A 12546-nucleotide genomic window follows, 5' to 3' on the forward strand; every position below is an offset into this window, starting at 1 on the left:
CTGGACGGCGGCGCGCGCGTTCCGGCGGGCGAGGTAGGCCATGATGGCCGGATCCTCCGGGACGAGCTTGAAGCCGACCGTCCAGGATAGGGCGCTGCCCCATAGGACGTCGGCGGCGCTGAAGCGCTCCCCGAGAAGATACGGGCCCTTCTTCAGCGCGTCGACGAGGGTGGCGAGCACCCGATCGAAATCGCCGTAGCCCGACATGGCCTGCGGCCCAGGCTCGCGCTCGAGGGCGCGGTCGATCACGGCGGGCTCGAAGCTCGACCCGTAGAAGACCATCCAGCGCAGGTAAGGCCCGCGCAGCGGGTCGCCGATCGCCGGTGCGAGACCCGCCTCCGGGAACAGGTCGGCGAGATAGAAGAAGATCGCCGCCTGCTCGGTGACGACCGCCCCGCCATGGGTGATGGCCGGCACTTTGCCCATCGGATTGATCGCCAGATAGGCGTCCCGGTGATTGTCCCCCGCTCGCATGTCGAGGACGTGGAGCCGGTGCGGGGCCCTGAGTTCCTCGAGGAGGATGCGGACCCCGGACGATCGGGTGTTGGGGGAATGGTAGAGCGTGATCTCGGAATCCATCCTGGGGCCTTCCCTGCCGATCGGGACCGTCACCGTCGGCCCGGTCCTGGATGGCGTCAATCTATTCCTGCCCGGATCCGTGCGGCCTCGATCACGGCGCGAGCCCGCGTTGACGGATCGGGGCGACGTGGCTATAGACGCCGCTTCGCCGACGGTCGCGGCAATGCCCGCCCGTGGGCAAAGCTGTTTCCCGAACACCCTTTTGCGCGTTTCCCCGACACTGTAGCCTGCGGGCTCGTCGGGACCGCCTGACGAGACGAGGATGCCCCATGGCCAACACCGTGTCGGCCAAGAAGATGACCCGCAAGATCGAGAAGCGGACCGCCGTCAATCGATCGCGCCGCAGCCGCATGCGTACCTTCGTCCGCAAGGTCGAGGAAGCCATCGCCGCCGGCGACCAGACTGTCGCGCTGACCGCCTTGCGTGAGGCCGAGCCCGAGATCATGCGGGCCGCGCAGCACGGCATCGTGCACAAGAACAACGCCTCCCGGAAGGTTTCGCGCCTCGCTGCGCGGGTCAAGGCGCTCGCCGCCTGACACCTCCCTCACTGGGAACGGTTCGAAGAAAGCCCGGCCATCTGGCCGGGCTTTCTTCGTTCTAGGCCCCTGATACGCGCCGGGATCATCGTCCGGTGCGGTGGGAAGCGTTAACCCTAGAGTCAAATCTGTGGCGTTGCGGAGTCTAGGGGCCGTGTGTAGATTAATGATGTCTCTCCGAAAGGGATAAAGTTCACACTTTATTGAGACCTGTTCGAATCATCCGCAAGATGTCGAGCGCGGCTCGACTCCCGTCACCGTCCCGGTGTCGAATCCGTGACTCGCGATGCTGCCCGTTGGGCCGGCTTTGTTAGGAGAACCGTAGCTAATTGTTGATAGCTATCGGGTGTCGGCAAAAGCTTGCGGTCCGGGGCTTGACTCGGTCGCGGCGATCTGGGTCCCGCGAGGTCTTCGCGGGTCATGAGCAACGTCCAAGTGTGCGTACGCGACGACGGCGGGCCCCGCCCTCTGCGCGAGGAGAGTGATGATGCAGGTCGAGGGTAGCGCGGCGGATGACGGCGATATCGGCAGGAGCGGGACCGGCGGCACCGATGTCGTGGCCGCGTGGGTGCGGGTCAAGCGCCGCCTGAGGGCGGAACTCGGCGAGGACGTGTTCGCGAGCTGGTTCGCCCGCCTGGAACTCGACGCCGTGACAGCCGGAACGGCCCGTCTCACGGTCCCGACCCGCTTCCTCAAGAGCTGGATCGAATCCCATTACCTCGACCGGGTGCTGAACACGTTCCGCAGCGAGGTCGAGACCGTCACGCGGATCGAGGTCGGCGTGCGCGGAGCCGCCGCTCCAGTCCGCGTCGCTGCCGCCGCGCAGAAGTCCATTACTCCCGCGAGCCCCCTCGCCAGGCTCCAGGCCTCGCCCTTCCCTCACGCGCCGTCGACCGGCGAAACCGCCCAGGCTCAGGAGGCCGAAGCGGCACCCGCCGCGCGGGCCGAGCCCGGCGACCTCAGCGGTGCGCCCCTCGACAACCGCCTGACCTTCGCGAGTTTCGTGGTCGGCCGCTCGAACGCGCTCGCCCATGCCGCCGCCGAGCGCGTCGCGCGCCAGGACGAGGGTCCGGCGCTCTACAACCCGCTCTATCTCCATGCCGGCGTCGGCTTGGGCAAGACCCATCTCCTCCACGCCATCGGCCATGCCACGCGCGAGTCCGGCAAGCGCGTGATTTACCTCACCGCCGACCGCTTCATGTACGGCTTCGTCAACGCCCTGAAGACGCAGAACGCGCTGGCCTTCAAGGAGCGCCTGCGGGCCATCGACCTGCTCATCCTCGACGATGTCCAGTTCATCCAGGGCAAGTCGATCCAGGCCGAGTTCGGCCACACCATCAACGCGCTCATCGATGCCGGCCGCCAGATCGTGGTGGCCTCCGACCGGCCCCCGACCGAGCTCGAAGCCCTCGAGGAGCGCGTGCGCTCGCGCCTCGGCGGCGGCCTCGTGGTGGAGATCGGCAATCTCGACGAGACGCTGCGGACCTCGATCCTCTCGGCCAGGCTCGCCGCCGTGCGGGCCACGCATCCGGGCTTCGAGGTCTCGCCGACGGTGGCGGCCTACGTCGCCCGCGCCATCACGGCGAACGGCCGCGACCTGGAGGGCGCCGTGAACCGTCTGCTGGCCCACGCCACGCTGACCGGCACCGCCGTGACGATGGAGACCGCCGAGACCGCGATCCGCGACCTCGTGAAAAACCGCGAGCCCAAGCGCATCAAGATCGAGGACATCCAGAAGCTGGTGGCCTCCCGCTACAACGTCTCGCGCTCCGACATCCTGTCCGAGCGGCGCACCGCCGCCGTGGTCAAGCCGCGCCAGATCGCGATGTATCTCTCGAAGGTGCTCACCCTGCGCTCGCTCCCCGAGATCGGCCGGCGCTTCGGCGGGCGCGACCACACCACCGTGCTTCACGCCGTGCGCAAGATCGACAAGCTGATCGGCGAGGATACGGTCCTCTCCGAGGAGGTCGAACTCCTGAAGCGCATGCTGCAGGATTGATCCGGGTTTCGCTCGATCCCGCGGCGGCCTTGCGGTCGAGGCCGCCGGGTTCGGCCATGTCGGTGACGAGCACGCCGGCCGTGACTCGGGATCGAGGCGAGGACGGCGCGCCTGCGGGCTCGGTCCTGGGCGGCAGCATGCGCTGGTCGAAGGGTGCTTCCACATCGGCGAAGTCCCATTCCAGGGTCTTGACCACCGCCCGATGGCTGTCGGCCACCGGCAGATCGAGGGCCTGGGCCAACCGGGCTTCAAGACGGCGACGAGCTGGCGATAGGGGCTCCGTAGAGGGGTTTTGGCGCACGCGCCGACCGGCCCGCGGATCGGGCCTGGTCGTTACGGCATCGCCTCGATGAGAGCCAGTCGATCTGCGATGGCCTTGCCGGTGGTCTGGTAGTTCAGCCGCGCCTCGAGATCCCGGCGGGCGATGACGCCGAGGCGGCGGGCGAAGGCCGGGTCGTCGTAGAGCCTGCGCATCTGGGCCGCCGCGTGCGTGACAGAGGGCTCGGCCCAGCGCTGACCGGCCCGATAGGGCTCGAGGTCGCGGTCGAGGGTCACGATCCGGCAATCGACGAGGAGGCTGTTGTCGTCGTCCATGAAGTCGAGGTTGCCCGAGTACCGCGTCGCCACGACGGGCCGGCCGAGCAGCATCGCTTCCGCCATCGAGAGACCGAGGCCCTCCGAGCGGTGAAGGGAGACGTAGGCGTCGCAGGCCGCGATCAGGCTCAGGGTCTCGTGGCGGGAGAAGGTGCGATTGATGAGGATGACATTGGCGTCCGCCGCCGCCGCTTCCAGACGTGCATAGGCTTCCGGTTGGTGTTCGCCGAATGAGGTCTTGATGACCAGCCTCGCGCGATCTTCCCGTCCGAAGGCCTGCTTGAATGCCTTGATCAGACCGAGCGGATTCTTGCGCTCCATGATGCTGGTCATGTGGAACATGAACAGAAACACGAACGCATCTGGCGGCAGGCCAAGCTCGGCGCGGGGACGCTCCCGAAAGGGTTCGATCTCGATCCCGGGCAGGAAAACGTGCACCGGCTGTTTGTACCGCGCGCGCAGGCCACCGGCGATGAATTCGGTCGCCGTCCAGATCTCGTCGCAGGCGAGCGCTGCGCGATTCCACGATGACGGGACATCGTCGAATTCCCAGTACCAGTAGCCGATCCTGTAGGTCCGGTCGGTCCGCGGCAGCAGGCCCGACCGCTCGTAGGCCTGATCGAAGAACGGCTCGGGCTGCACATGGATCATCGTCGTCCCGTAGACCTCGCACCCGTTGAACGTGTGCCCGACGGCGTCGTCGGTCGTGAGGGCGACGGGAACGTCGCGCAGGCTGACGGCGACATCATTGGCACGCAGGCCCTCGACGATGCTCTCGGTCGAGATGCGCAAGCCGGAGGGGTAGGAGAAGTGGCCCAGGATGTTGACGCCGGGGCGCGCGACAGCCCGGCCCAGTGCCTCGCAGTCCTGCCCCGCCGCCCAGCCGCGCGGCAGGAAGGGCAGGCCCGATGCCCGCGTCGCGAGGCTTCGGACCAGGGAGGCCGCCGCGCTGGCGTCGGTCATCGCGTCTGGGAATGCCTCGCGCCAATCGGCGCGCGCGGCGTAGGCGAGGCGGATCTGGGCCGCATCGTCTATGATCGCCGGATAGCCCTGTGCGTAGATCCAGTCCTGCGTGACGCCGTAGGTCCGGGCGACCCAGAGCGCCAGCGGCGTCAGGCCGAACACCGTGCCGCCATCCGGGACCTCGGCCTGCCAGGACGGGGTGATCGCCCAGGTGGCGCAAAGTTCGGCCATGGGATCTTCGGCGCTCGCGACCAGGAACCACCAGAGGTCTTCCTGCCCGAGCTTCCCGGCGCGCAGCGCCGAGAACAGGGAGCGGCAGGCCGTGGCACGGCCGTTCGGCAGGAGGAACAGGGGATCCTCCCGGCGCAGGGCCTCGTCGTAGATCAGGATCTGGCGCGCCGCCGAGCCAAGGTTGGCCTCGAAGGCGGCGTCGATCGCACGCGCATGGTCCTCCCCGAGGCCGAGGAGCCCGAGGCCCTCGGTCTTCACCCATCGGGCGAATCCGCCCGACGCGCCTTCGGTCAGCGCCTCCGGGAAGCGCGCGCGCAGGTCGCGGCGTCGGCGCACGAATTCGATCAGGATCCGGGCGGCCGCCTCGACGCCGGGCACCATCTGCATCGGATCGAACCGCCACGTGACCGCGGCCCAGGGTAGGCCGAAGGCGGAGGCCACCGCCCCATCGTCGTAGATGTCGAGAGGGTTGCTGGGAGGGCCGGCGAGGCGGTCGATGGTCTCCTGCGCTGGACCTTGCCCCAGCCCCGGGCCGGACGGGGACGGTATGGCGTCCCTGCCACCAAACTCCGGAGCGACGCTCCCGGTATCCAGTGCCGGATGCCCGTGCGGGTCCTCGGCGACGCCCAGGGCCCGGAAGCGCCCGGCAAGCAGGACCCGATCGTCCGCGAGTGCGGGCTCGTCCCGTGCGGCGTCCTCGTGGTGCACGAGCACGGCGGAGGGAAGATAGACCGAGCGGAATCCGGCACGCGCGGCCTCAATGCTCATCGCGACGTCGCCGTAGGCGATCAGGAAACCCTCGTCATAGCCCCCGACGAGGTCGAAGACGGCGCGTGGGATGAGCTGGCAGGCTCCCGACACCGCCATCGCGTTCCGTTGCAGGTCCGGCGACCCGATCGGTCCCGCCGCGTTCGGCCCTGCCCGGTGGGATCCGGGCTCCGCCAGGAAGGACGGGCCGAGGGCCATTCCCGCGTGCCGGATGCTGCCGTCCGGGTCGAGGAGCTTTGCCCCGACGATGCCGATGCCGGGTTCCAGCGCCTGCCGGACCAGCTCGTCGAGCCAATTGCGCTCTACCACCTCGATGCCGTCGTCGAGGAACAGAAGCCATTCGCCCTTTGCCGCCGCGGCGCCAAGATTGCAGGCGCGCGAGCGGTTGAACACCCCTTCGCCGTCGACGATGCGTGCGCCGCGCGTGGTCATTTCCGCGTGGAGAGCGAGCCTATCCGGCTCCGTCGCGCCGTGATCGACGACGATGAGCTCGACGTTGCCGTAGCCGGTCCCCTCGGACAGGCCCTCCGTGCAAACCCGCAGACGGTCGGCGCGGCCCTTGGCCGGGATGATGATCGAGACCAGCGGCCGGCGCGCCAATGGCCAGGTCGAGCGGAAGGTGCCGTCGCTGCGGGCGATGACGTGCGCGTCGTGGCCGCGGCGCTTCCAGTACGCCTCCAGCGTGGCGACGTGATCGGCGGGGGCCGACAGGGCCAGATTCCGGTCGAGGGTCGTCGAGACCGTCCGCCGACACAGCACCTTCGGCAGCCGCTCGATGTTGTGCGTCAACTCGGTGACACGGAGGTTGAGTCCCCATTCCGCGGCCGCGCCCCGGCCGAGGTCCGGCAGGGCCGCGAGCGCGACTTCGCGGCGGATCGCGGTGAGCCGCCCGAAATAGTTGTAGGCGGTCAGGAGTTCGGGGGACCAGCCCGGCTTGAGCACCGATTCCGGCGCGTGTTCGAGGGACTGGAGTTCGTCACCGTAGACCACGTCGCAGGGCCGGCCGGTCACGGCGCAGCGATGAAGGAAGTCCGCGAGATCGATCAGCGCGTCCACGGCGACGATGTCGCCGGGGTCGAGCAGGATGACGAAATCATGCCGTGCGAGCCGGATCGCGGCGCACAGGGCATCGTCGTGGCTCTCCTCGATCCGGCGGATATCCAGACCGGTCCGCTCTCCGGCACCGGCCTGAAGCGCGTCGAGCGTCTCGTCGAAGCTCGCGTCGGACCCGGCGAGGATCACCTCGAAGGTTGCGTGCAGCTGGGCCGCGAGACTCGTCAGGGTCGCCGCCAGGGCGGCTTTCTCCCCGTTTCCGAGCAGAAGGCTGAAACCGACATCCGCGCGCCCGCGCCCTTCTCCGGCGCGCCGACTCGCCTCGAGGGAAGGACCTGATGCGAAGCCACGCCCCTCCCTGGACCCATGGCGGATGTAGTGGACGAGCGGGTTGGCTCCGTTGACGATCACGTCGGGATTGGCGGCGATGTAGGCGGCGGTGTCGAAGTGCGGGCCTGCCGGTCGCCCTTCCGCTGCGCCATGATCGAGGAAATGCTCCAGCGACCCGCCGGGATAGCCGGCCACGTCGGGATACAGGTCCAGGTACCAGGCCGTATCGAACAACCCCGACTCGGTGATGACGCGCCGCTCCCGCCGTCGCTTGCGTTGCAGCCGCATGCGCCCGCGGAGGGAAAGAACCTTGTCGATCAACACTCGGACTTCGCCTCGTCAATCCTCCGCCGAGGCGTCGGTTCGAAAAGTGGATGCCGGCTTTCGGACCGACGCAACACCACGCTTTTGTCCGACGAATTGCTCTCGGACCTTCGATCCAATCGTCGGCTCTGGGCTTCCCAAAGGTTGTCTAGCCGTCCGTAACCAAAACGCGGGGACACGTCGGAGCCCTCGGAAGGGCCGAATGAACCATCCTCAGAATGCGTGTTCGACGCCGCCCGGTCCAGAGCTTTCGGTCAGGCAAGTCACCGATCCGGCCCGTAACGAGGCTGACGGTGAGCGCTTACCCGGAAGCGAACTCCCTCGCCTGCAGGCTCGCCAGGGTGAGATTCGCCAAGGCGATTGCGTTGCCAGCGTCGATCGCGACGACCGTGCCGAAGCCCGACTGGGACGAATGATGTGTATGCCGTGCGTTGACGTTAGCGATGGTCAATTCGCGCGATCATAGGTCGATCCGATCCTCGCCAGGCGGCAAGTCGGTGCCGGTATCGGTGTTGAAACCCAGTCGGAGGCAGGAGCTACTGCGACGGGAGCGGGCCGGTCGAGATCGAGGTCAGGTCGAGGGGCTTTCCCCCTCAGTCGCCGCCGGCCCCATGGCGTAGACCCCCTGTGCCGTCGAGCGGTTCATTTCCCGGCGAAGCCTGGCAGCATCGGCGATGACGCCGCCAGCTTCCAGATCGGCGCGCACCCGCTCGATCAGATCCTCATTCTTCGTCCCATGAACCAAGGCACTCAGCAATTCGTGAGCATATGCGCCAGCACCGTGCTCATCGATTCCGAGCTTCTGGGCCGCGTAGGCAGCAAGCGTGCGCACACCTTGGCAATGCATCATGAACCGCGCTTCCTCGGCCCGAACAAACAGCATCTCGGCCGCGTGTTCTCTTTCCTCGAACAACTTGGACATCTGTCACCTCCATCCTCATCGGTGCATGACCGATGATGCGAATTCCTCCGCGGACGGACGATGGTACGCTCAAATTCTGCTGGGAACTACGGAAACCATCGTGCGGCCCAGCTGCCCGCGTCACCCGGTCCACGGCCGCGTCCAGACAGGCGGCGAGTGGGACCGGAAGGTGACCATCGGTCCTGCCAGTATCCCTGACTCGTCGTGTTGATCTTCGAATTCGCCTGGTGTCCCGTCTTCTCGGCATCGTTCGGCGGCGATTTGGACGCGTCCTTGGGCGCGACCGAAGCGCTGCCCGGTCCCTTGTCCGAATGGTTCGCGGGCGGAACGGGCGGTGGCTGTGTGGACATGCGGCCTCCCCAGGTTGGGTGAGGCCAATTCGAGGCTCCGACGCTCGTTCCTGGCGCCGCGCTTGCGTTGGAGGCGGGCAGGAGCGTCGTCCTCATCGAGGCCCCAGGCAGGCCGATCTGTCCGCCGCAAGGACGATGTCACCCTGCTTTGGATTGTTTAGGGTGAACGGGGCCGTGCCGCGGCGAGGCAGGAAGCCGACGCCAAGCTCCCGCTCGAAGAAGCCGTAGCCGATCTCGAAGCTGCATCTGTCCAGCACGACGTTATAGGTAAAGGACCGTTGTGCCACCGGCGCCCCGAGGCCTGATGGGGAGCAGTATGCGGCGAGGTCGAGCTGGCCTGGTGCTGACAGGCGGATCGATCGTGAAGACCGGGGGCGCACCGTGACCGAGGGGCCACCGTCCTGGGAGACCAACAGGACGAGGGGCGACCGATTGATGACGTGACGTAGGCAATCCGCATGTGCCGGAACGATCGGCGTGGTCATGAGAATAGCGGACCCTGCGGCCATGCAGAGCCATCGCGTCGAACCGAGCATACCGTCTCTCCAAAAACCTGAGCATCCTTCAGCGACGTGGACCGCGGTTCGCGGAAGGATGTTGGGAACGAGGGGGATCCAAACAGGGTGTCATGTGCCAAGCCGCAACGCCCTGCTTGGACGTGAGCGGAATCCTAGGGCAAGGCGCCGCCCGAGGCCAGCAAGGCTCGCCCGCTCGTCGGCCGTCTCGACCATCATGGACGGCTCTCGCTCCGCCCAATTCGGTTGGGGTCCGATAGCCTGACACTCGCGCCCGATATGGACTGGGAGGCACGAACTCTCGGGGTTCGCGAAGCCCCAGGTGGATGCCGGAATGCGGCGAGGGATCGAGCGCTACGACTGCCGCAGCACGTGCATGATCCCGAACACGGGAATCCCGAACCCCAGCGCGAAGATGACGGCAACGATAGCGGCTTCGATCATGGGCTTCATCCTGGATCGGAGCAGATCTGCTCCTCTCCGAGCGCTCAGGACGAGCCGGGGAGATCGGTCGGGAGCGTGGGCGCTTTCGTCGACGTTGGCAACGGCGGGACAAGCCAGCCATTACGCCCTGCCTCGGCACTCCGGAGAGCCGTCAGTCTCGGCTGCCTGCCAGGACGGATGAACCCTCTTGATCCGACGATCGTGCAGCGCGCCTTACTGCCACGGATCATGTTGTGATGGGCCGTTCCGCCACCGCCAGTCGGCGGGTCCCATCCCTGCTTGGGTCAAGCCGGCGAACCCGCTTTGACTGATTGTGCGGTATCAAACAGTGAACTTCGTCAGTCAGGTGGAGTTGGCGCAGTACAGCAGGGCGATGGCATGGCGTTGCTCTGATGCGCAGTAAGGCGGCTGCATAGCGTCACCTTGGTGCAGTTTCCGTGGACGTGGACTCCTCCCAAAACTTCGGGCCGTCCTCAGGGGCGGCCCAATTTTGTGTCGGGCGGCGTGCTCAAGGATCCGGTGATTGTCGCGATCGTCGCAGTTCTTACGCGCGACGGCGGTGAGGACGTCCAAGAGCATGCTGTTGATGGGCTTGAACATCCGGTCGGTGAACCGACCGGCGTTGGTCATTGCCGTCATCCATGACGTGGGTAGATCGAGAGCCGCGACACGGATGCGGCGCGCTGAGATCTCGGTCGTCAGCCTCCGCTAATCAACGGTCGGGGGGGAGAGACGGTCGACCTCCTCTACGAGGGGTACGTCACCGGCCTCAGTATGATGTGGAGGCCCTCAGCTGAAGGATTGATCGTTTTACCGTTGCCCTCGCGCTGCCTGCGAAGCTTTGTAAATGGCAGACGGCTCGAGGACGCCACGTCATGTCTGGTATCGCACCATCAGAGCTTGGCCGGACGATGGCTGAAGGGTTCTTAACCAGCGCAATTCTGCATCCAATCCGCCCGTGCTTGGTCATGAGCATTCACGAGGAGGCTCCGATGTCGAATGGCGAGCACCTGTCGCTGCCCTACAACCTTTTCGCCAGCAAGACGGACATCGGCGTGTGTTGCGCCATTCGTCTCGACCGGCCCATTCCTGGCTTCCTCAATGGGGCAGAGTGGGAACATCGCGGCCTCCTGACCGATGCCGCCTCGACACCGCGTGACTTCAATGCCCGTGCCGCGCATGAGGCAGCGGGCCTCAACAGCTACTACCTGTTCACAGCCCTTCGATCATGAGCCCGGGCGACCCTCACAAGCCGGACGCTGAACGTCTCATCACGGCGAGGGAGATCCTACCCTACCTGATGATCGTGTTCGGCAGCGCGGTCCTGCTGGCCATCCTCGCCTGACGCTTCGCGTCAGGGGCTGTTTGGGACAAGCCCGATCGGCAAGCCCCAACAAAATTACGCCGTCCGGTCCCGGGGACCGCTCTCCTGAAGCAGCGCCTGGCAGGTCCGGCAGTGGGCCGTGAACTGTGCGACCTTGAACTGTGCGGCCAGGCGGATGTTGATCCACCGACCAGGCGCATTCCGACGCAGAGTCTGAGATGGACCCGAGATGGACGTGAAGCGGTGGAGCGGCTCGGCCGTACCCAGAGATCGTGCGCCGGACAGCACGTTGTCACTCCTCTCGGAAGGATATGGCTTCATTCCGAACCGTTGCCGACGGTACGGATCGGACCTGTTCGCGGCGCGCCTCATGCTGAGTCCCGTGATCTGCATGTCCGGCCGGGAGGCAGCGTCACACTTCTACGACCATTATCGCTTCACGCGTCGACACGCGCTCCCGCCGACAACCTTCGCGCTGATCCAGGACCACGGGAGCGTGATGGTCATGGACGGTGATGTCCATCGTCACCGTAAGGGGATGTTCCTGTCGCTGGTCGGGTCGGACGCCCTCCGGCGCTTCTCCGACCTGTTCGCTGAGCATTGGCGCCGAGCCGTGCTGCGCTGGGCGACGATGGACGGCGTGGTCCTCCTCGACGAGGCGCACCACGTCATCACGGCTGCGGTGTGCGAGTGGGTGGGCCTTCCGCTGACCCCGGACGAGGTCGGCGTTCGGGCGGCCGAGTTCGCCGCCATGATCGACGGTACGGGCGCGATCGGACCACGCAATTGGCGTGGGCATCTTCTTCGCGCTCGCACCGAGCGCTGGGCGCGGCGAACGATCGAAGAAATCCGGAGTGGCCGCCGCGAAGTCCCGGAGGGTGCTGCCCGGACCGTCGCCACCCATCGCGACGCCGACGGGCGTCCTCTCGACGTCAAGACGGCGGGTGTCGAGCTCATCAACGTCCTCCGCCCGACGGTGGCAAACGCTCGCTACGTCGTGTTCGCCGCCATGGCGCTGCACGAGCACCCACACTGGGCCGAGGCACTCCGCAACGCCGACGACGACACACGCCACCGTTTCGCCTGGGAGGTGCGCCGCACCTATCCGTTCATTCCCTTCATCGGCGGACGAGTCCTGGAGCCCTTCGAGTGGCGAGGCCATGCCTTCGAGATCGGCGACTGGGCTCTCATGGACCTTTATGGCACCAACCACGACCCGAGCCGGTGGGACGCGCCGGAGCGCTTTGATCCGGAGCGCTTCCGCACCGAAACCATCGATGCGTTCGACATGATCTCACATGGCGGCGGCTCGGCGACGGACGGGCATCGCTGCCCAGGAGAGGGCATCACCCAGACCCTGCTCATGACGGCCGCCGACCTTCTCGCGGGGTCGATGCGCTACGAAGTCCCTCTGCAGGACGCCAGGATCGACCTGACCTACATACCGGCCCGCCCAAGGAGCGGCTTCGTCCTACGCAACGTACGATCCGCCTAGGTCACCTATCCGGACGACGAAGGCGGCTGCGATCATCAGTTCGGACGTTGTGCGTCACTCAGCATTGTCCCACTTTCTCGGAGTGACAAAGCGCAAACACAGCCAATCAGTTCAGGCCA

The 12546-nt window shown here is 66.6% G+C and carries 8 protein-coding genes; 4 read left to right on the forward strand and 4 right to left on the reverse strand.

From position 1 onward, the window contains the following. A partial coding sequence (locus tag ACFE7U_RS05895) for a glutathione S-transferase family protein (RefSeq protein ID WP_375408800.1) occupies positions 1 to 579 on the reverse strand: 579 nt, incomplete at its 3' end. Positions 580 to 848: 269 nt separating this feature from the next. Here ACFE7U_RS05895 and rpsT point away from each other — a divergent pair. Further along, positions 849 to 1115, forward strand: coding sequence for a 30S ribosomal protein S20 (rpsT, locus tag ACFE7U_RS05900; protein ID WP_375408801.1), 267 nt, complete (start codon positions 849 to 851; stop codon positions 1113 to 1115). A 487-nt stretch (positions 1116 to 1602) separates the two neighbouring features. After that, positions 1603 to 3114, forward strand: coding sequence for a chromosomal replication initiator protein DnaA (gene dnaA, locus ACFE7U_RS05905; protein ID WP_375408818.1), 1512 nt, complete (start codon positions 1603 to 1605; stop codon positions 3112 to 3114). Between the two features lie 333 nt (positions 3115 to 3447). On the opposite strand, the gene ACFE7U_RS05910 is transcribed toward dnaA, so the two are convergent. From ACFE7U_RS05910 to ACFE7U_RS05920, 3 genes are all read right to left on the reverse strand, one after another. Then, positions 3448 to 7341 carry a glycosyltransferase gene (locus tag ACFE7U_RS05910; protein ID WP_375408802.1) on the reverse strand — a complete coding sequence of 1298 codons (3894 nt, stop codon included), beginning with the start codon at positions 7339 to 7341 and terminating at the stop codon, positions 3448 to 3450. 607 nt (positions 7342 to 7948) lie between these two features. After that, positions 7949 to 8299, reverse strand: a complete 351-nt coding sequence (locus ACFE7U_RS05915; RefSeq protein WP_375408803.1) for a DUF1476 domain-containing protein — start codon at positions 8297 to 8299, stop codon at positions 7949 to 7951. A 442-nt stretch (positions 8300 to 8741) separates the two neighbouring features. Further along, positions 8742 to 9134, reverse strand: a complete 393-nt coding sequence (locus ACFE7U_RS05920) for a hypothetical protein (protein ID WP_375408804.1) — start codon at positions 9132 to 9134, stop codon at positions 8742 to 8744. A 1349-nt stretch (positions 9135 to 10483) separates the two neighbouring features. On the opposite strand from ACFE7U_RS05920, the gene ACFE7U_RS05925 reads away from it, so the two are divergent. Both ACFE7U_RS05925 and ACFE7U_RS05930 read left to right on the forward strand, forming a co-directional pair. Then, a complete protein-coding gene (locus ACFE7U_RS05925; protein WP_375408805.1) occupies positions 10484 to 10840 on the forward strand; it encodes a hypothetical protein in 357 nt (118 codons plus the stop codon). A 462-nt stretch (positions 10841 to 11302) separates the two neighbouring features. Beyond that, on the forward strand, positions 11303 to 12427 hold the full coding sequence (locus ACFE7U_RS05930; RefSeq protein ID WP_375408806.1) for a cytochrome P450: 1125 nt from the start codon (positions 11303 to 11305) through the stop codon (positions 12425 to 12427). The last annotated feature ends 119 nt before the right edge of the window (positions 12428 to 12546 follow it).

Origin of the sequence: uncultured Methylobacterium sp., from assembly GCF_964251405.1 — a bacterium.
In the GTDB taxonomy this organism is placed as follows: Bacteria; Pseudomonadota; Alphaproteobacteria; order Rhizobiales; family Beijerinckiaceae; genus Methylobacterium.